This is a genomic window from Ruegeria sp. CI5 (genome assembly GCF_056536885.1).
Genome location: NZ_JBQFQN010000002.1, coordinates 183504 through 203064 on the forward strand (window position 1 = coordinate 183504; position 19561 = coordinate 203064).

The following is a 19561-nucleotide window of genomic DNA, read 5'->3' on the forward strand; positions in this document are numbered from 1 at the left end:
TCAGAAATCCAGACCCAGATCGACTGTCCGATAGGAATGGGTCAGCGCCCCGGACGAGATATAGTCAACCCCGGTGGCCGCGATCTCGGCCACCGTGTCCACGGTGACATTGCCCGACGCCTCGGTCACCAGACGTCCGCCCACCATCGCCACGGCCTCGGCCAGCATGTCCGGAATCATGTTATCCAGCAACACGACATCGGCGCCGCCGGTTTCCAGAACCTCGGCCAGCTGGTCCAGCCGGTCCACTTCGATCTCGACCTTCATCATGTGCGACGCACGCGCCTTGACCGCCTCCAGCACCGCGCGCACCCCGCCGGCGGCGGCGATGTGGTTGTCCTTGATCAGGATCGCATCGGACAGCGAATGGCGGTGATTGAACCCGCCGCCATGCAGCACCGCAAGTTTCTCGACGATCCGCAGGCCCGGTGTGGTCTTGCGGGTGCAGGTGATGCGCGCCTTGGTCCCGGCGGTCTGCGCCACCAGTTCGGCGGTCAGGGTCGCCACCCCGGTCAGACGACCGGCAAAGTTAAGCGCCACGCGTTCCCCCGACAGGATCGAAGCCGCGCTGCCGGTGATCTCCATCAGGGTCTGGCCCTTGGTGCAGCAGTCCCCGTCGGCCACAAGCGGCGTGATCTTCAACGTCGGGTCCACCAGCCGGAACGCCAGGGCCGCCACCTGCATGCCCGACACCACCGCATCCTCGCGCGCGTTCAGCCGCGCGGCATAGGTCACGTCCGCCGGTATTACGGTGCGGGTGGTGATGTCGCCGCAGGTGCCCAGATCCTCGGTCAGCGCGGCGCGGACCATCGGCTCGAGGATCAGGTCGGGGACATTGGCATAATGCATGTTGCGGTTTCCTTGATGATTTTCGACCGCAGCGCCACGGCCTCGTCCAGTGTCAGATCAGACCGTCGCCCCGGCCCTTCGGCCGCATCCGCACAATCGGATCGGTAGTGCGCGCCGCGGCTTTCGGTGCGCATCAGCGCAGCCGCCGCGATCAGCGTGGCGGTTGCGGTCATGTTACGGAACAGGTGCGACTGACCGTGCAGCGACTCCAACACGGCGATCCGGCCCAAGGCGCGGCGCAGCCGGTCCGCGTCGCGCACCACGCCCACGCAATCGGTCATGACCTGGCGCAGTTCGGTCACTGCCTGCGGGTCGGGCTCGGTACCGCCCGATGGCAGGCGCAGCCGCACCTCGGGTGCGTCGGCCACCGTCAGGGTGCCGGCGATGTCACGGGCGCAGGCGCGGGCAAAGACCAGCGCCTCGAGCAGACCGTTCGACGCCAGCCGGTTCGCCCCGTGCAACCCGGTCGAGGCCGCCTCGCCACATGCCCAGAGCCCGGTCAGAGAGCTGCGGCCGTTCAGGTCGGTTGCCACGCCGCCCATGTGGTAATGCGCCGCCGCCGCCACCGGGATCGGTTGGGTCACGGGGTCGACACCGTTGCGCAGGCAGGCCTCGGTCACCGCCGGGAACTGACTGCGGATCGCCGCGCCGATCGCTGCGCGCGTATCCAGCGCGGGCCGGTTGCCGGCCTTGGTTTCCAAATAGACGGCGCGCGCCACGACATCACGCGGGGCCAGCTCGGCATCCGGGTGGATGCCTTGCATGAACCGTTTGCCGTGGCGGTTGATCAGTACGGCGCCCTCGCCACGCAAGGCCTCGGTGGCCAGAGGCATCGGGTCTTCGCCCACGTCGATCGCGGTGGGGTGAAACTGGATGAACTCGGCGTCGGCGATCCGGGCCCCGGCCCGCGCGGCCATGCCGATCCCCTGCCCGCGGATGCGCGCCGGGTTGGTGGTGCGGGCAAAAAGCCCCGCCGACCCGCCCGTGGCCAGCACATGCGCCGCCCCGCGCAGCAGCACCGGTTCGGCCCCCGGCGCATCGGTCGGCGCCAGATATACGCCCGAGACCTTGGCCCCGTCGCTTTCCAGCCCCACCGCCAAGGCCCCTTCGATCACCTGGACCGAAGCACGCCGCCGCAGCTCGGCGATCAGGGCGCGCATGATCTCGGCACCGGCTTGGTCGCCCTTGACGCGCACCACGCGGGCCATCGAATGAGCCGCCTCCTGCGACTGGATGAACCCGCCATCGGCGTCCCGGTCGAACCCGGTGCCCAGATCGGACAGGTCCAGAATGTGATCCCGCGCCGCACGGGTGACGAACTCGGCCACCTCCTGCAGGACCGACCCCGCGCCGGCGCGCATCGTGTCGCGGGCATGGGCTTCGGGGCTGTCGGACGGGTCCATCGCGGCCGCCACCCCGCCCTGTGCCCAGGCCGAACTGGCACCCGAGCCCAGCGGCTCGGGCGAGATCATCACTACCGGATGCGGAGCAAGCTTGAGCGCGGTATAGACCGCCGCCAGTCCGCCGCCGATGATGACCACCCGAGGGGTCGAGACCGTCTGCATCGCCCCAATCAAATTCCCAGTTTGCGCGACAGGTCGATCATCCTCTGCACCGAATGGCGCGCTTTTTCCGCCACGTCGGAGTCAACTTCGACCTGCCCGGTCATGGTATCGAGCGCATACAGCACCTTTTCCAGCGTGATCTTCTTCATGTAGGGGCACATGTTGCAGGGCCCGACGAAATCGACCTGCGGCAGCGCGTCGGCGATGTTCGACGCCATCGAACACTCGGTGATCAGCATCGCCTTTTCAGGCTTTTCGTCGGTGACGTATTTGATGATGCCGCTGGTCGAACCCGAGAAATCGGCTTCGGCCACAACGTCAGGCGGGCATTCGGGATGCGCGATCAGGCGGGTGCCCGGGTTCCATTCGCGGAACTCGCGCAGGTCCTGCGCCGTGTATTGTTCGTGCACGATGCACGAGCCTTCCCACCAGACCACGTTCTTCTGCGGCACGTCGCGGGCCACGTTCTGCGCCAGGTACTGGTCGGGGGTCATGATGACCGTGTCGCTGTCCATCGCCGCCACGATCTGCGCCGCGTTGGACGAGGTGCAGCAGATGTCGGATGCCGCCTTCACCTCGGCCGTGGTGTTCACATAGGTCACGACCGGCGCGCCGGGATAGCGGCGGCGCATCTCGGCAATGCCTTCGGCGGTGATCGACTCGGCCAGCGAACAGCCGGCCTCCATGTCTGGCATCAGAACCGTCTTTTCGGGGCTGAGGATCTTCGAGGTCTCGGCCATGAAATGCACACCGCATTGCACGATCACGTCGGCCTCGACCTCGGTCGCCTTGATGGCCAGCTGCAGGCTGTCGCCGACGAAGTCCGAAATGCCGTGATAGATTTCGGGCGTCATGTAGTTGTGGCCCAGGATCACCGCGTTGCGTTCGGCTTTCAGATCGTTGATCGCCTTGACATAGGGCGCGTAGATCGCCCAATCCGCTGGCGTGACGACACGCGACATGCGGTCGTAGATATCGCTCATGCTGGCGGCCAGCTCGGGCGACGGGGTCAGGTCGAATTTCTCGGCAAGATGCGCGCGCTGCGCGGGGAGGTCAAACACTGGACTGGTTTTCCGCCTGTTGAATAGGTGGCCTCGTTCTTATGGGGTTTCCAAACCGTTTTCCACAGTCGAACCGCGAAAAAACGCCCCGAAATTCTTCGGGACGTTGGGCCACGTGACCAAATATCGCGGACAGGCCGGAGTCACACGGCGTCAGGCACCTCAACCGTGCACCAGACACAGTCATGATCCGAGAGCGGCTTGGCGTCAGCGGTCAGCGACGAAAGCAGACCCCGGTCGCGGCAGATCATCCCCTTGCCGGCGAACCAGTCCAGCTTCATCACCCGGTCCGGGTGCGGCGTGATCAGGCTGGGCCGGGTGGTGTGGCCTTCGGTCGTGAACTCCCAGGAAAAGCCGCGCTGCTCCGCCAAAGCAAACAGGGTTTCCCGGCGCCAGTCGAAATCCGGTGGCAGGTGGTTGCCGGTATTCAGATCGCCACCGATCAGCACCGGCACCCCGGGCGCAAACTCATCGAGCGCATCCAGCAGAAGCTGAAACTGCGCATGGCGATGCGCGGCCGCGGCGTTGCTTTCCAGATGGGTGGAGACCACGCATACAGGCCCGTTCTCGGTCGCGACTTCTGCTGCAATCGCCATTCGGCCACCCAGCCGCGGTTGTTGCGGATCCGACGCCCCGGACTCGGACGCAAACCAGTGGCCATGGTCGTCAAGACGGATCATGGCCACGCGTTTGAACGGAACCGAGGACAGAATCGCGTTCCCATGCCACCCGAGGGTGTTGAAATCATCCTTGCAAAAGGCGCGCTCGGTCGGACCGCCCAGATCCAGTTCGTGGAACTCAACTCCAAAGGCGTAGACCATACCCAGCTTGTCGGCCATTTCTGCCGTCGTGTGACTTTGACCGGTACGGGACATACCGTGGTCCACCTCGGACAGCAGAACGATGTCCGGGGTCACAGCCGCCAGGTGGGCTGCGCTTTCTTCGGGGAAAAGGCAGCGTTCCACATTCCAAGCCGCAGCCGAGAAACGCGCACCCAGAACGTCCCGGGTTGCGTTTCCGCCCAATTGCACCGCGTTCATCGCCGGTGTCTGCGCCATCAGGGCGCGGTGCGCCTCGGCCGTTCGCGGCGCCGCCAATATGCGGTCTCGGACATCATCCGAGACCGGTGGCAAAGACGACACGATGTTCGTGATCACAGGGCTTTTCCGGTTTCCGGGTGGAACAGGCTGATCGCGTCGGGCTTGAGTGAGATCCGCGTTTCTCCGGGCGCGGCTTCGACATCCTTGCCCACGTGGATCGTGAACTCCTGATCCGCCAGACGCCCGTGCAACAGGCGGTGCGCGCCAAGCTCTTCGATGATGTCGACGTGAAAGGCGATCGAGCCCTCCGCCCCGATCAGTACATCTTCGGGCCGCACACCTACAGTCACCGCGCCGGACCCTTCGGCCGTGGCAAGCACCGTGTCGCCGTTGATCATCACGCGGCCGCCCTCCAGACGTGCGCCGATCAGATTCATCGGCGGAGCACCCATGAAGCTGGCCACGAAGGTCGAGGCCGGGCGGTGATAGATCTCGGCCGGGGTGCCGATCTGTTCGATCCGGCCCGCGTTCATCACAATGATGCGGTCAGCCATGGTCATCGCCTCGACCTGGTCATGGGTGACGTAGATCGAGGTCACGCCCAGACGCCGCTGCAACGCCTTGATCTCGATCCGCATCTGGTTGCGCAGCTTGGCATCGAGGTTCGACAGCGGTTCGTCGAACAGGAACAGCGCCGGATCACGCACGATGGCCCGCCCCATGGCAACCCGTTGGCGTTGACCGCCCGACAGTTGCGAGGGCTTTCGATCCAGAAACTCGTTCAGGTTCAGCATCGAAGCGGCTTCGGCCACCTTGCGGTCGATTTCGTCCTTGGGCGTCTTTCGATTTTTCAGACCATAGGCGATGTTCTTGCGCACGCTCATATGCGGGTACAGCGCATAGTTCTGGAACACCATGGCGATGTCGCGATCGGCCGGATCAACGTCATTCATGACGCGGCCATTGATCGCCAGTTCGCCTTCGGTGATTTCTTCAAGGCCGGCCACCATGCGCAGCAGTGTGGACTTGCCGCAGCCCGACGGGCCGACAAGAACCACGAATTCGCCATCACCGATGTCGAAACTGGACGGGGTCAGCGCCTCGGCGCCGTTGGGATAGATTTTTCGGATGTTCTTCAGGGATACCTGAGCCATTGATTCTGCCTTACTTGTCGGATTCCGTCAGGCCCTTGACGAACCAGCTTTGGAAAAAGATGACGACCATGACCGGGGGGATGATGGCGATGATCGCCAGCAGGTTGGCCCGGCCGTATTCGGGAATGCGGTTGCCCTCCAGCACCTGCGTGATCTGCTTGATCCCGCGCACCAGGGTGAACATGTCCTCTTCGGTGGTGATCATGGTGGGCCACAGATACTGGTTCCACCCGAACACGAACATGATGATGAACATCGCCGCAATCATCGTACGCGACAGCGGCACCAGGATGTCGATGAAGAATTTCACCGGGCCGGCGCCATCGATCCGCGCGGCCTCGACCAACTCTTCTGGAACCGAGCGGAAGAACTGCCGGAAGAAGAACGTGGCGGTCGCCGAGGCGATCAGCGGGATGATGAGGCCCTGATAGGTGTTCAGCATGCCCAGTTTCTGCACCACTTCGTACGAGGGCAGAATGCGCACCTCGAGCGGCAGCAACAACGTGGTGAAGATCACCCAGAAAGCCAGCGTGGCGAAGCGCAGCCGGAAATAGACGATCGCATAGGCCGCCATCATGCCGATGATGATCTTTCCGAGCGCAAAACCGATGCCCAGGATGAACGAGTTTTTGAGCATGTTCATGCCCGTGTTCTGGCCGGAAAAGCCCGAGGCCTCGAACATTGCTTTCTGGAAGTTGGGGCCAAGTTCGTCCCCGATCGTCAGGCTGGGTCCGGTCTTGATCACCTCGACATCCGGAACGGTCGTCATCTGGAAGATCATCAACAGCGGCAGCATCATGAACAACGATCCGACGATCAGAATCGTGTGATCCAGGATCGTGGACAGTCGGATGCCGCGCTTTCGCGTTTGGGTGGATGAAGTGGCGGACGCCATCGCAGGGGTATGTGCTTCGGTCATTGTCTGCCCTCCTTACGTGTAGTGGATGCGGCGCTCGACCAGCCGGAACTGGAACACCGTCAGGGCCAGAACCAGCACCATCAGAACAACCGACTGCGCCGAGCTGCCACCCAGGTCGTTGCCGCGGAAGCCGTCCACATAGACCTTGTAGACCAACGTCATCGGGTTGTTGCCCGGCTCACCCTTCACCATCGTGTCGATCACACCGAAAGTATCAAACAATGCGTAGGTGATATTGATGATCAGCAGGAAAAACCCGGTCGGCGCCAGCAGGGGGAAAGTCACGTCCCAGAACCGGCCCGTGGATGAGCGGTTGTCGATCAAAGCCGCCTCACGCACCGATCGCGGGATCGATTGCAGGCCAGACAGAAAGAAGATGAAGTTCACCGGAACCTGTTTCCAGACCGAAACGATAACCATCGCGGTGGCGGTGTCATTGAAATTCACGCCCAGTTTGAAATCCCACCCGATCGAGCGCGCCAGTTCGGTCAATGGCCCCCAGCTCTGGTTGAACAGGATCAGGCCGATGAAACCCGCCACCGGCGGCGCCACAGCATAGACCCACATCAGCAGCGTGCGATAGGTCTTGGCGCCGCGCAGCACATTGTCGGCCTTCACGGCCAGCAATAACGCGATCGAAAGCGAAAAGAACGTCACCAGAACGGTGAAGATCACCGTGAACCAGGCAATGCTGAGATACTCGGAATTCCCGGCAAGGTCGCTGTAGTTGTCCAGCCCGACGAAGGTCGACCCAAACCCGAACGGATCCTGAAGGAAGAACGAAGACTGCACCGCGTGAGCGGCAGGCCAGTAGAAAAAGACCGCGATGATCAACAGCTGCGGCAACAGCAGAAGAACCGGCAGCCAGCGAGTGGAAAAACCAGCGCGTTTCATGAAAACTCCGAAAAAGGGAGGACGGTCGCACTTCTGCGACCGCCCGTTTCTTGGCGAGTGGGATCAGCTCTGGGTTTTTGCGAAACGCTCGAGCAGACCGTTGGCTTCGTCCTCGATTGCCTTGAAGGCGTCCTCGACCGAGGTTTCACCCGTCAGGATCCGGCCATATTCGCGGTTCATCACGTCGCGGATCTGGACGTAGAAGCCCATGCGATAGCCCTTGGTGTTTTCACCAGCAGGCAGCGACAGCTGCTTGATGCCGACTTCGGCGGCCGGAGCACGGTCATAGTGACCATCGCCCTTCGCCATTTCATAGGCGGCGGTGGTGATCGGAACATAGCCGGTCTCGCGGTGCCACATGTACTGGGTTTCGGGCTTGGTCAGGAACTCGAAGAATGCCGCGGTGGCCTTGTTTTCCTCGTCGCTCTTGCCGGCCATCGCGAACAGGGCCGCGCCACCGATGAAGGTCTGCTTGGGTTCTTTGGTCACAGCTTCCCAATAGGGCAGGAAGGTGGCCGAAAACTCAAACGGCAGGTCCTTCTTGGACAGGCCGCCGAACGAACCGGACGAGCCCAGCCAGATGGCAACCTTGCCTTCTTCGAACGGGGTCTGGTTGTCGCTCCAGCCGGTGCCGTACCATTCGAAGAACCCGTTGTCCTTCCAGTCTTTGACGGCTGTGAAGTGTGCCTTGATCGCGTCGTTGTTGACAAGAATCTTGGTGCCGTCAGCGCCTTCATAGCCGTTGTCGTTGGTGGCGAACGGCAGGTCGTGGCGCGAATGGAAGTTCTCGGTGAAGATCCAGGGCAGATGCGACTGCGACAGGCCGATATAGCCGGCCTCTTTCAGCGCCGGCGCCGTCACGGTCTGGAACTCTTCCCAGGTTTTCGGCGGTGTCACACCCGCTTTTTCCAGCGCATCGACGTTGTAATACATGATGGGCGAGGACGAGTTGAACGGCATCCCGATCATCTTGCCGTCGCTGTCGGCATAGAAGTAGCGAACGCCGGAGATATAGTCCTCGATGTCGAACGCAACGCCATTCTGCTCCAGCAGGTCCTGAACCGGAACGGTCGCACCCTTTGCGCCAATCACGGTGGCGGCGCCGGCGTCGAATACCTGCAGGACGTTTGGCTGTTCACCCGCACGGAATGCGGCGATGCCGGCGGTCAGGGTCTCTTCATACGTGCCCTTGAAAACCGGCGTGATCTTGTAGTCGTCCTGGGACGCGTTGAAATCCTCGGCAATCTGGTTGACGGTGTCACCCAGGGCTCCTCCCATGGCGTGCCACCACGTAATCTCGACTTCGGCCGAGACCGTATTCGCCATCATCGCGAACGCGGCAGCAGCAGCACCTGTTTTGACGTTTATCATGTAGTTCCTCCGATTCATGTTGCGCCCCTACGGGCGGGCCAAAGCCCTGGAAACTATGGGGTATTTTCCCGATGACATATTTCACATCCAGAAAAAGGCTGACACCTTTCGCAAAATGTGCACACGTGTTCACTAGCTTCCAACCGTGACAGTTTGATGAAAGATTCGATTCATTGCAAGAATGTTGAAACCCTCTGAACAGGCGAAACGCAAACCGCATGTGTAGCGAGAGAAACAAGGACGCAAAACGCCCCCGGCGCGCAACGGCCCAGACCGTTGCGGACCTTGCGGGCGTCTCGCGTTCAGCTGTTTCGCGCGCTTTCACGCCCGGTGCCTATGTCGATTCCGAGAAGCGCCGACGGATCCTCAAGATCGCAGCCGATACCGGGTATCAGCCGAATGCCCTGGCCGCTGGCCTCAAGGCCGGGCAATCAAATTTGGTCGCCGTCTTCGTCGGCAACATGCGCAGCCCCTACGACTCGGCCTTTGTCGGTGAACTGGCCCAGGCCCTGAGCGGGTTGAAGAAATGGCCCATTCTGATCGACCGAACCGGCGCCAACACGGATCAGGCGCTGCGAGAGCTGCTGCGCTATCCGTTGGACGCATTGATTCTGCGCGGCGGCAGCATGTCCGAAGAGATCGTCGACAGATGTGCGCGGTTCGGCATCCCGATGATCTCGTCAGGCCGTCCCGTTCAAGGGCCCCGTGTCGACAATGTCTGCTGCCGCAATGCCGATGGCATGACCATGATCACCGACTTGCTGATCAGCCGGGGGCGGCGCCGGTTCGGGTTTCTCAGCGGACCCGAGGAGTTCTATTCGTCTTCACGGCGACGCGCCGGGGTCCTCCAGGCGCTGGATCGGGCGGGGCTTGACCTCGTGGCCGAACACCCGACTGACTACTCGGTCGACAGCGGATACGGCGCCGCGCGCAGTCTGTTGTCCCGCGCCTCTCTGGATGCGCTTGTCTGCGCCAATGACGCCACGGCGATCGGGGCGCTATCGGCTGCGCGCGATCTGTCTCTGAACGTACCCGGCGATTTGGCGATTGTTGGTTTCGACGACATCGCCATGGCGAAATGGCCAACATTCCGCCTGACGACAGTCCGGAACCCCATCGACGCCGCCGTTGACGCGATCATCGCGTTGCTGGAGCGTAGGCTCGTCGATCCCGGACGTCCCGAAGAGAGTATCTTTTTGGACCCCAGCGTCATCGAACGCGAGACGCATTGAACAGCCGCGTCGATCGAGAAGCCTAGGCAGGGCCACCGGCGAACTGCTTGAGCTCAACCCCGCTCTTCTGCAGGGCATGGCGGACACCGGCCGCAATCGACACCGCCGTGGGCGTGTCTCCATGCAGGCAGATCGTGTCGATGCGGGTCGGGATATGCTTGCCGCTTTCGGTGATGATCGCCCCGGCCTTGACCATCTCGACCATGCGGGTGGCGGCGCGGTCGGGGTCGTGGATCACCGCGCCGGGCAGGCTGCGGTCGACCAGCGTGGCGTCGTCGTTGTAGGCGCGATCGGCAAAGATCTCGCAGGCCACCGGACAGCCCAGGTCGCGCGCGGCGCGTTGCTGGGCGGTTCCGGCCAGAACCATGATGATCAGATCCGGAGCCACCGACAACGCGGCCTCGTAGCAGGCACGTGCCATCGCCTGATCCTCGGATGCCATGTTAGCCAGCGCACCGTGCAGTTTCAGATGACGCACCTGCCCGCCGGTTGCCCGTGCCATCGCCTGCGCCGCGCCGACCTGATAGCGGATCAGGTTCTGCAGCGACGGCAGGGGATAGTGCATCCGCTGACGCCCAAAGCCGTGCAGATCGGCAAAGCCGGGATGCGCGCCGATGCCCACGCCGTTTTCGACCGCCTGCGCCATCGTCGTGGCCATCACGTCCCAGTCGCCCGCATGAAACCCGCAGGCCACGTTGGCCGACGTCACGATCTTCAGCAGCGCCGCGTCATCGCCCATTTTCCAGGGGCCAAAGCTTTCGCCCATATCGGCGTTCAGATCGACTTGATGTGCCATGGCACAGGCTCCTTTTCTACAAAACGTCCTCTTCGCGGGCGATGGCGCCGCTGATCAGTTGATAGGATAGCAGGTCGGACATGCTGCGCGGATCGCGGATCAGCGGGCGTAGCGCCCGGGGTAGCGCGGCGCGGGCTTGCGCCGCAGCGCGCTCGGCAGTCACCGCTTCGTCCAGCGACACGAAACGGAACCGCAGGTCGGCCCCGGCCGGGGCCTGCGCCACCTTGGGCAGGTCGCAGGGCAGAACGGTGCCGATGCGGGGATAACCGCCGGTGGTCTGGCACTCGGCCAACAGCACGAAGGGCGTGCCGTCGCCGGTGACCTGGATGTCACCCGGCACGATGGTTTCCGACAGCACGCTGCGCCCGCCAGAGACATGAAAGCCTGGTCCGTCGCTTTCCAGCCGCACGCCCATGCGGTTGGCGCGCGCGTCCCGGCGAAACGCGGTGTTTTGCAGCCGCTCCAGAACGTCGGCGGCGAACAGGTCGGTCTGGAAACTTGCCACGATGTGGATTTCACCGCCCGAGAACCGGTCCTCGGGGTCGAAGGTCATGCCGGTTGCACCGCCCGCGTCCAGGCCGATCGCCAGCCGGTCCCCCGCCTTCAGCACGGCTCCGATCCCCGCCGTCAGATGCGCCGAACGGGCGCCAAGAACCGGGTCGCCCTGCACCCCGCCGCCGATGCTGAGGTATCCATAGCTGCCGGCTACGGCCGGCCCAATGCTGAGCCGGGCGCCCGCAGGCAGGAGGTGCGAGGCGTTCCAGACTGCGGTCGCGCCGTCGATCTGCGCCCGCATCCGCGCGCCAGTCAGGGCGATGCGCAGGTCCTGATCAGCCTGAAATTCGCCGCCCATACCGGCCATTTCCAGGGCGGCAAGACTGTCGGCCTGTCCCAGCAGCGCTGCGCCTTCGGCCAATGCAAGCCGGTCCACCGCACCACCGCGCGACAGGCCCATGTCCAGATACCCGGGTCGCCCCATGTCCTGCACCGTCAGGCCGGGCCCCGCGCGCAATATGGTCAGATGCGCGCTCATGCCAACGGCTCGCAACTGGCGCCGCCGCGCGGATCGCTGCGCATCCGCGCCAGCGTTTCCGGGTCGGCGGGGGTGAACTGCACCTCATCCCCGGGGCGCAGCAGGAAGGGTTGGGGCATATCAGGCTGGAACAAACGGATGGCGGTCTGGCCCACATGTTGCCATCCGGTCGGCGTGGTGACCGAGAACAGCACAAGCTGCCGCAGCGCCACCACCAGCGCGCCTTCGGGTACGCGCGGGGTCAACTCCTTTTGCCGGGGGATGTCCCAGGCGGGCGGCAACTCACCCAGATATGGCTGACCGGGAGCAAAGCCGATGGTCTGCACCCGTACCCGCGCCTCGGACAGCGACCGGACCGCCTCGGCCTCGGACAGGCCCGCCGCCTGCGCCGCCTGCCCCAGCTGCGGCGCCAGATCCGTGCCAAAGACGGTGGGCACCCGCCAGAACCTGTGCCCGCCGGGCAGGTCGGCAGCGTACCAGTCGCGCTGGTCCAACAGCGTCTGCACCTGCCGGTGCAACGTGGCGTGTGTCAGGCGCAGCGGATCGAACCGGACGAAGGCCGAGACCAGCGAGGACGAGGTTTCCTCGACCCCCGCCCAGCCCTCCGCCTCGAGCGCGGCGCGAAAGGCGAGCGCTGCGCGGTTGGCCGGTTCGCTGAGTGCGGCGGCAAAGCTGATCAACAGCCCGTCCACGCCGGCGGTACGTATGATTGGAAAATCCTGCATCGCCCCCGTCACATCTGGTTCGGCAGATAGGTCACGATGCCGGGAAAAGCCACGATGATCACCAGCGCCACGATCATCAAGAAGAAGAACGGCAGCGCCGCATGGGCCACCCGCAGGATGTCGCGCCCGGTCAGCGATTGCAGCACGAACAGGTTGAAGCCCACGGGCGGAGTAATCTGCGACATCTCGACCACGATCACCAGGAAGATGCCGAACCACAGCGGGTCGATCCCCGCCTGCATCACCATCGGCATGATGACCGAAGCCGTAAGCACCACAACCGAGATCCCGTCCAGAAAGCATCCCATGATCACGAAGAACACGGTCAGTGCCGCCAGCAGCGTGAAGGTGGACAGGCCCAGCGACCCGATCCATTCTGCCAACACGCGCGGAATGCCGGTGAAGCCCATCGCCACGGTCAGGAACGAGGCCCCTGCAAGGATGAAGGCAATCATGCACGAGGTCACGGTGGCCCCCATCAGCCCGTCGACGAAGCTGGCGCGGGTCAACGTGCCCTCGCGCCAGGACAGCAGCAGCGCCAGCACCACGCCCACGGCGGCCGCATCGGTGGGCGAGGCTATCCCGGCATAGATCGAGCCGATCACACCGACGATCAGCAGTATCACCGGCACCAGTCGGCGCGAGCGACGCAGTTTTTCCGCGAAACTCGCCCGGATGTCCTCGGTGGGCAGGTTGGCGCGGTTGATCAGCGCCCAGATTGCGACATAGCCCACGAACAGCCCCACCAGAAGCAGTCCCGGCAGAACTCCGGCCACGAACAGGCGGGCGATGGATTGCTCGGTCGCCACGCCATAGACGATCAGGATGATTGACGGCGGGATCAGCAGGCCCAGCGTGGCCGAGCCGGCCAGCGTGCCGATGATCATCTTCTCGGGATAGCCGCGGCGCGAGAGTTCCGGGATCGACAGCTTGCCGATCGTGGCCGCCGTGGCCGCCGACGACCCGGACACAGCCGCAAAGATCCCGCAGGCAAAGACGTTCACATGCAGCAACTGCCCCGGCAGCCGGTTCATCCAGGGCGACAGGCCGGTGAACATGTCCTCGGACAGGCGCGAGCGGAACAGGATCTCGCCCATCCAGATGAACAGCGGCAGCGCTGCCAGCGCCCAGGAATTGCTGTGCCCCCACAAGGTGGTCGCCATGACCAGCCCCAGCGGCGCATCGGAGAACAGCGCCATCGCCGCGATCCCGACCCCCAGCAGCGAAAACGCCACCCACAAGCCCGACCCCAGAAAGGCGAACAACAGAACAAGAAGAATGATGGAAAGCGTGGCAATCGACATCTGCTGGCCCTATTCGCTCAGAAGGTTTTCGCCCTTGCCGTCCCAGCTGGGCGCGTGGCCCGCCAGCAGACCGACAAGTTCGTCGAACAGGGCAAGAGTCAGGATGGCCAGCCCCAGCAGGACCGGCATCTGCACGATCCACAACGGCACCGAGACCATGCCCGGGCTGCGGTCGCCATATTCCAGAGATTCCAGCACCAGCAAGCCCAGATACCAGGTGGCATAGGCGCTCATGGCCAGGGCAATTGTCACCACGCAGATCTCGGTCAGGCGGCGCGGCCCCTTGGGCATTCGCCCGATCAGCAGCGTCACCCGGATATGCCCGCCGGCGCGCAGCGTATAGGCCAGCGCCAGAAAGCTGGATGCGGCCAGAAAGAATCCGGTGAAATCGGCATAGGACGGGATGGTCAGACCCACGCCCCGCCCGGTCAGCGCGGCCCAGATCTTGTCGGCCAGGTTCAGCCCGACCTGCGCAAAGACCAGCACGACGATGGCCAGAATGAACAGCGCCGCCAATCCGCCGGCCGCACGATAGATGAAATCAAGACTGCGCCGCAGCATCGCCATCCCCTCCCCTTGTTGTCGAACCCGGCCGGGCGTTTGGCGCCCGGCCGGTTCGGGTCGTTTACTGCTGATAGGCCTGCAGCAACGCGGCACCGTCCTCGCCGGCGTTGGCCTTCCAGTTTTCGAGCATCTGCGCGCCGATTTCACGCAGGCCAGCCATCAACTCTTCGGATGGCTGTACCACGGTGATGCCGTTTTCCTGCAGAACTGCGGTCTGCTTGGCGGTCTCGGCCTGGCTCATTTCCCAGCCGCGGGCTTCGGCGGCGGCGGCAGCCTCGAGAACGGCGGCCTGGGTCGCGTCATCCAGACGGCGGAAGGCGCGCTTGTTCACCACGACCACGTTTTTGGGAATCCAGGCCTGGATGTCGGTGTAGTGGGTCAGAAAGTCCCACGCCTTCGAGTTCACCCCGGTCGAGGGCGAAGTGATCATCGCTTCGACCCGGCCGGTGCTGAAGGCCTGTGGAATGTCCGGAACCTCGACCTGTGTGGGCGCAGCGCCCGCCAGGTTGGCGAATTCTTCCAGCGTGGCGTTGTAGGTGCGGAACTTCAGGCCCGCCAGGTCATCCACGCTGTTGATTTCCTTGGTCGTGTACAGACCCTGCGGCGGCCACGGCACGGCGTACAGCACCATCATGCCCTGTTCGTCCAACAGACCGTTGATCACGTCCTTCTGTGCCGCCCACAGTTTTCGGGCATCGTCATAGTTGGTGGCTAGAAACGGCAGCGAGTCCGCTCCGAAGGCCGGGTTGTCATTGGCCAGCAACGACAGGAAAAACTCTCCGACGGGCACCTGGCCGCTGCGAACTGCCTTGCTGATCTCGGGGTGCTTGAACAGCGACCCGGCGGAATGGACCTTGATTTCAAGGGCGCCGTCGGTGGCCGCAGCCACGTCCTTGGCGAAGTCGTGGATGTTCACGGTATGGAAGGTGGCGTCCGGATAGGGCGTCGGCATGTCCCAGGTCTCGGCCTGCACCTGCATGGCCAACCCGGCCAGCGCGGCAACCGCGCCACCGGCAATTTTCATCATTTTCATTTTGGCTCTCCCTGCTTGAGTACTGGCGCAGAAGCTGACTCAACGTTTGCGATTTGTCAACGTTTTGTTATCGTTTTAACCAAGACGCTGAAAACTTCAAAGGTCAACACGTTGAAAACATACGCGCTCCATGCCAAAACACTGATAATTTCTCAGCGTTTTGCAGATCAAAAGGCCGCAATATGACCGATTCTTCCCCCGACACACGCCGCATCGTTTCCTCTCGCCACCTGGCCGAGGGCGAAGGCTGGGAACTTTCCGAACTCGAATTCGGCCTGATCATTGTCTACAATGCGTTCTCACGCTGGATGACCCGATGCATGGCCGCAGCCGGGCAGGCCGATCTGGGACCGCTCGACATCCTGATCCTGCACAATGTCAATCACCGCGGACGCGACAAGCGCCTGACCGACATCTGCTTTCTTCTGAACATCGAGGACAGCCACACCGTGAACTACGCCCTGCGGAAACTGCTGAAGGCTGGGCTTCTGACGTCGGAAAAGCGTGGGAAAGAGGTGTTCTACCGCACCTCGCCCGAGGGAGTGGAGCTATGCGATGCCTACCGGAAAGTCCGCCAGCAATGCCTGCTGGAGGGGCTGTCAGCCACCGACCTGTCGGGCCCGGATCTGAGGGACCTGGCCCGCGACCTGCGGGCCCTGTCCGGCCACTATGACCAAGCCAGCCGCGCGGCGGCATCTTTGTAGCGCCTCAGCATCCGCCCACGCAGCATGATCGGTAAGAAAGAAAATGGTGCGGGTGGAGGGACTTGAACCCCCACGCCTTGCGGCGCCAGAACCTAAATCTGGTGCGTCTACCAATTTCGCCACACCCGCAACACGGCGCCGACGCGCCGAATGGAAGGGCTGATAACAAACCTTTTGGACAAGCGCGAGAGGAAATCTTGCCGTCTGCGACGGAATATTGACCCCCGTTCGGAAACAATGGAAATGACCTAGGCGAGGGGGAGATCGACCCGCGCAACGGCGCCAGAATGTGTGGCATCCGGCTTCCCGGTTTATTTTTATCGCCAAATGGAATTCTTAAGGCTGAAACCCGTCGTTTTCGGAACGAAACAAAACGCCATAATTGTTCTGTTTTTGGACACATTCCCAATTTTTCAAAAAATACAAAATTCTCGCTGACGTTGTGGGTCGCATGGGGACGTCTCGACCACCCTCATCAACCCCACACTGAACCCATAGCAATTCGGTCCCTCCGCCTTCTGCCGTGGCGTGCACTCAACCTCTGATCTGGTTTTCTATTTTTCATCTATTTTACAAAACACTAGCTATCTGTCGAATTCATCACGACTAACCCAATCGCACGCCGAAACACACCCCTGATCCAAGCCCGGCAGTCTTGCCTGTTTTGGTTTATACATCCTGAAGTTGCGGCATTGTCATGCAACGGCCACCATAATTGCGCCACATTTCAAACGCCAAAATATCTCAATCACGTCAAAATAACACCGCGATGAAGGTAATTCTGTCTACCAAGGAGTTAATGAGTCTTTTTCGCCTTTTCGGCACCGTACGAGTTTTTTGCTCAACTCCAGTACAAGGGTCTCAGTCGTGACCGAACAGATCAACTCCGCTGCCACCGAGCAAGACGTCGTCTTTCTTGCAAGAGAAAGCTTTGTCGGCGAGCTCAAAAACCTCAACCAGCAATTCCCGAACACGGGTTTCGGCATTGCCCTGAAGACGCATGAGGGCAACGAATACCTGTTGGCAAATGCGCGAATGCCCCTTCCATCGGCCAAATCCAATGGGTTTCCGACCGGACGACGGGTCGCGCGCCTGGACAATGGAACCCGGTTCAGCTCGATCGAAGTGCTGGCCGATTCGCGCGCCTTCGATACCATCTCGCCCGGAACCGAGGCCGAGATGCTGGGCAACGCTCTCGAACTGATCGCCCGGATCGACAGCTTTTCAGGCATGGCGCCTGCCAGTTTGACGGAATCCGGGCATACCCAAATCGCTGCAACCGGAACCGGAGGCTGAACATGGCCCGCAACGACCACCTTTTGTCTGTAGGAAACGAGGCATTGGCGCCGATGTCGGAAGCCATGTCCGCACTGACGACACAGATCGACCAACTGACAGAGGTGGCGGATGCGCGCTCGACTGCGCGGCTGGCCACGCTCAAGACCCGTATGGAAAACTTCACCGCCAGCGTCACTTTCGTCGGCCAGGTGAAGGCGGGCAAATCTTCGATCGTCAACATTCTCGCCGGTCGGCCCGGTCTGCTGCCGTCGGATGTGAACCCGTGGACCTCGGTCGTGACCACGCTGAACATCAACACCCGCATGCCCGGTGAATACAGATCCAAGTTCACCTTCTTCGAGCAGGAAGAATGGGACAATCTTATGGTCGGCGGTGGCCGTTTGGGCGAACTGGCCAATCGCGCAGGCGCCGACGACGAGATGGAGGACATCCGCCGTCAGATCGCGCAGATGAAGGCCAAGTCCGAGGAACGCCTGGGCAAGCACTTCGACCTGATCCTGGGCCAAAGCCACCAGTATGACTATTTCGACGAAGAGCTGATCCAGCGCTATGTCTGCCTGGGTGACGAAGACGATCCGGACATCAATCCGAAAACGGGCCGGTTCGCCGACGTGACCAAAGCCGCGGAATTGTATATGGACATTCCGCAGTACCCGATCGCGCTGAAACTGTGCGACACGCCGGGCGTCAACGACACGTTCATGGTGCGCGAACAGATCACTCTGCGCAGCCTGCGCGGATCGGAAGTCTGCGTCGTGGTCTTGGCGGCAAGCCAGGCGCTGACCACGATGGACATGGCGCTGATGCGGATCATCGCGCAGTTCGAGAACCGGCAGATCGTCCTGTTCGTCAACCGGATCGACGAACTGACCGACCCGGTCAAGCAAGTCCCCGAAATTCGCGACCGCATTCAGGACACGCTCAAGCAGAATGGCATCGACACAAGCACCAGTGTCGTTTTCGGAAGTGCGTTGTGGGCCGAGGCTGCACTGACCGGCAACCCCGATATTCTCACCGACGATTCCCGCCAGGCCCTCAACACGTTCTATCTGGCCGCCGGTTTTGGTGATCAGGCCGCATCGCTGGACAAGATCTGGGCCCTTTCTGGTCTGCCTGACCTGCTGTTGGCCATGAACGAACGGATCGCACAAGGCGCAGGCACGCGCCTTCTGGACCGTGTCCGTCACCGCGCCCGCAACATCGCAAGTCAGATTCGCGCCACCTCGGTCGCAAAGAGCCTGTCGGGCGGAGACGGCGTTGTTCGCGATCTTGACGGCGTGTCACCCGAAGATGCGATCGCCACCGTCGCGGCCGAATATGACAAGAAAGCTGCCGCCCTCACGACGTCCCTGCGCGACAAGGTGTTGGAACGTCTGGCTTCGGCCGAGGCAAACTTCGTCAAACGTGCAACGGACTCGTTGATCGCGCATCTCGAGCAGAACGGCGAACAGGGCACCTGGCAATACGACCCGGCCGGGCTTCGTACCCTGCAGAAGGCCGCCTATTTCAGCTTTGCCCGCGCAATGCGCAAGGACGCCGGCGCGCTGTATTCCGCAGCCGCCGCGGATGTCGAGGCCCTGTATCAGAAGCTTCTGGGTAACCACTTGGGCGAATTCAGCATCGAGGCGCCCATTGTGCCGCGCGTACCGCCTCCATTGGGCATTGGCCGAACGATCGCCCTGGACCTTCAAAGCACATGGTGGCGACGCTGGTGGCAACGCCGCAAAGGGTTTGAAGCCTATGCGGCGGACTACACCCGCCTTATCGCATCAGAAGCCAATTCGATCACCAAGGACCTTGAAGAAACCCAGATCGCAGCCGTTCTGGAAAATGTTCGGGCCGTCCTGTCGGATTTCATGCGCGAGCAGCAGGAAACCCTTCTGAGCATCTCGCAATCGGCCGAGAAGGCACCGGGCACCTCCCCGGACCTGATGGCCGGGCTCGAGCCGAAGAAATCTCGTGACGAAATCCTCGGCGATATCCTCAAAGACCTCAGCAACGAAGCAGCGTAAGAAAGC

Annotated in this window: 18 protein-coding genes and 1 tRNA gene; 4 read left to right on the plus strand and 15 right to left on the minus strand. The window is 62.4% G+C overall.

Annotated features, from left to right (window positions below; translation table 11 throughout):
- The 8 genes from nadC to ACR0BA_RS09745 all read right to left on the minus strand — a co-directional run bounded on the left by nadC (position 1) and on the right by ACR0BA_RS09745 (position 8853).
- Positions 1 to 849 carry a carboxylating nicotinate-nucleotide diphosphorylase gene (gene nadC, locus ACR0BA_RS09710; RefSeq protein WP_480727682.1) on the minus strand — a complete coding sequence of 283 codons (849 nt, stop codon included), beginning with the start codon at positions 847 to 849 and terminating at the stop codon, positions 1 to 3.
- The gene (locus ACR0BA_RS09715) at positions 822 to 2414 is read right to left on the minus strand and encodes an L-aspartate oxidase (RefSeq protein ID WP_480727683.1); all 1593 of its coding nucleotides are present in this window, start codon (positions 2412 to 2414) and stop codon (positions 822 to 824) included. The genes nadC and ACR0BA_RS09715 overlap by 28 nt, the downstream gene beginning before the upstream one ends.
- A gap of 8 nt (positions 2415 to 2422) precedes the next feature.
- Entirely contained in the window at positions 2423 to 3475 is a 1053-nt protein-coding gene (nadA, locus tag ACR0BA_RS09720; protein ID WP_480727685.1) for a quinolinate synthase NadA, read from the minus strand.
- A 143-nt stretch (positions 3476 to 3618) separates the two neighbouring features.
- Positions 3619 to 4629 carry an endonuclease/exonuclease/phosphatase family protein gene (locus tag ACR0BA_RS09725; protein ID WP_480727890.1) on the minus strand — a complete coding sequence of 337 codons (1011 nt, stop codon included), beginning with the start codon at positions 4627 to 4629 and terminating at the stop codon, positions 3619 to 3621.
- Positions 4629 to 5669 (minus strand): ABC transporter ATP-binding protein, encoded by a 1041-nt coding sequence (locus ACR0BA_RS09730; RefSeq protein ID WP_480727686.1) that lies wholly within the window; start codon positions 5667 to 5669, stop codon positions 4629 to 4631. The genes ACR0BA_RS09725 and ACR0BA_RS09730 overlap by 1 nt, the downstream gene beginning before the upstream one ends.
- A 10-nt stretch (positions 5670 to 5679) precedes the next feature.
- Complete coding sequence (locus tag ACR0BA_RS09735; protein ID WP_170391668.1) at positions 5680 to 6564, minus strand: ABC transporter permease subunit; 885 nt, start codon at positions 6562 to 6564, stop codon at positions 5680 to 5682.
- 36 nt (positions 6565 to 6600) lie between these two features.
- Positions 6601 to 7482, minus strand: a complete 882-nt coding sequence (locus ACR0BA_RS09740) for an ABC transporter permease subunit (protein ID WP_093963282.1) — start codon at positions 7480 to 7482, stop codon at positions 6601 to 6603.
- A 63-nt stretch (positions 7483 to 7545) separates the two neighbouring features.
- A complete protein-coding gene (locus ACR0BA_RS09745; protein ID WP_437342651.1) occupies positions 7546 to 8853 on the minus strand; it encodes an extracellular solute-binding protein in 1308 nt (435 codons plus the stop codon).
- Between the two features lie 218 nt (positions 8854 to 9071).
- On the opposite strand from ACR0BA_RS09745, the gene ACR0BA_RS09750 reads away from it, so the two are divergent.
- Positions 9072 to 10085 carry a LacI family DNA-binding transcriptional regulator gene (locus ACR0BA_RS09750; protein WP_170359559.1) on the plus strand — a complete coding sequence of 338 codons (1014 nt, stop codon included), beginning with the start codon at positions 9072 to 9074 and terminating at the stop codon, positions 10083 to 10085.
- A 22-nt stretch (positions 10086 to 10107) separates the two neighbouring features.
- Here ACR0BA_RS09750 and ACR0BA_RS09755 read toward each other — a convergent pair whose 3' ends face one another.
- The 6 genes from ACR0BA_RS09755 to ACR0BA_RS09780 form a co-directional block, all read right to left on the minus strand.
- On the minus strand, positions 10108 to 10881 hold the full coding sequence (locus ACR0BA_RS09755) for a LamB/YcsF family protein (protein WP_480727688.1): 774 nt from the start codon (positions 10879 to 10881) through the stop codon (positions 10108 to 10110).
- 16 nt (positions 10882 to 10897) lie between these two features.
- The gene (locus tag ACR0BA_RS09760) at positions 10898 to 11914 is read right to left on the minus strand and encodes a 5-oxoprolinase subunit C family protein (RefSeq protein ID WP_480727691.1); all 1017 of its coding nucleotides are present in this window, start codon (positions 11912 to 11914) and stop codon (positions 10898 to 10900) included.
- Positions 11911 to 12639, minus strand: a complete 729-nt coding sequence (locus ACR0BA_RS09765) for a 5-oxoprolinase subunit B family protein (protein ID WP_480727692.1) — start codon at positions 12637 to 12639, stop codon at positions 11911 to 11913. The genes ACR0BA_RS09760 and ACR0BA_RS09765 overlap by 4 nt, the downstream gene beginning before the upstream one ends.
- An 8-nt stretch (positions 12640 to 12647) precedes the next feature.
- Complete coding sequence (locus ACR0BA_RS09770; RefSeq protein ID WP_170391549.1) at positions 12648 to 13943, minus strand: TRAP transporter large permease; 1296 nt, start codon at positions 13941 to 13943, stop codon at positions 12648 to 12650.
- Between the two features lie 9 nt (positions 13944 to 13952).
- Entirely contained in the window at positions 13953 to 14504 is a 552-nt protein-coding gene (locus tag ACR0BA_RS09775) for a TRAP transporter small permease (RefSeq protein WP_480727695.1), read from the minus strand.
- 64 nt (positions 14505 to 14568) lie between these two features.
- Complete coding sequence (locus tag ACR0BA_RS09780) at positions 14569 to 15540, minus strand: TRAP transporter substrate-binding protein (protein WP_170582766.1); 972 nt, start codon at positions 15538 to 15540, stop codon at positions 14569 to 14571.
- Between the two features lie 182 nt (positions 15541 to 15722).
- Between ACR0BA_RS09780 and ACR0BA_RS09785 the strand changes: the two genes are divergently transcribed.
- Positions 15723 to 16244, plus strand: coding sequence for a winged helix DNA-binding protein (locus ACR0BA_RS09785; protein WP_093963275.1), 522 nt, complete (start codon positions 15723 to 15725; stop codon positions 16242 to 16244).
- A 44-nt stretch (positions 16245 to 16288) separates the two neighbouring features.
- Here the strand turns inward: ACR0BA_RS09785 and ACR0BA_RS09790 are convergent.
- Positions 16289 to 16373 (minus strand) — tRNA-Leu (locus ACR0BA_RS09790).
- 738 nt (positions 16374 to 17111) lie between these two features.
- Here ACR0BA_RS09790 and ACR0BA_RS09795 point away from each other — a divergent pair.
- Both ACR0BA_RS09795 and ACR0BA_RS09800 read left to right on the plus strand, forming a co-directional pair.
- The gene (locus ACR0BA_RS09795) at positions 17112 to 17540 is read left to right on the plus strand and encodes a hypothetical protein (protein ID WP_093963272.1); all 429 of its coding nucleotides are present in this window, start codon (positions 17112 to 17114) and stop codon (positions 17538 to 17540) included.
- Positions 17541 to 17542: 2 nt separating this feature from the next.
- Complete coding sequence (locus ACR0BA_RS09800; RefSeq protein WP_480727697.1) at positions 17543 to 19555, plus strand: dynamin family protein; 2013 nt, start codon at positions 17543 to 17545, stop codon at positions 19553 to 19555.
- Positions 19556 to 19561 lie beyond the last annotated feature (6 nt).